Raw genomic sequence first — 403 nt, forward strand, 5'->3', positions numbered from 1 at the left:
AACCGCAAGCTCGTCCGCAAGACCTACACGCTGCCGCAGAACTCGACGCTCATGGGCTCGGTGGCCATGTCTGCGCTGATCGGTCGTGTGCCGGTCGACGGGACGGTCAATGATCCTTACCCGTTCAAAATCCTCATCGGCCCGGACAACCTCACCGCCAACGGCATCGAGCTGCCGGACGTCGCCGGCGCGGTAGCCAGCGGGACCGCCTCGGGCGACTGGACACTCTCCTGCGTGCGTGGGCAGATCCGCAGCCTCACGTTCGTGTTCAACGACGGGACCGTGCGCACCTTCCCGGCGCCGGCCGAAGAGGTGAATGACAACCAGAGCAACAACAACCAGACCGCCAGCGCCGACCAGAAAACCATCCAGGGCGGTCTCGGCTGGATCAGCGACCCCTACG

At 65.3% G+C, this 403-nt stretch carries 1 protein-coding gene; it reads left to right on the forward strand.

The window, feature by feature from the left end; genetic code table 11:
* The coding region (locus JHD77_RS32210; protein WP_199506590.1) for a TIGR03752 family integrating conjugative element protein at positions 1–403 on the forward strand (403 nt) is incomplete at both ends.

Origin of the sequence: Pseudomonas sp. P20 (assembly GCF_016463925.1) — a bacterium.
Taxonomy (GTDB): domain Bacteria; phylum Pseudomonadota; class Gammaproteobacteria; order Pseudomonadales; family Pseudomonadaceae; genus Pseudomonas; species Pseudomonas aeruginosa.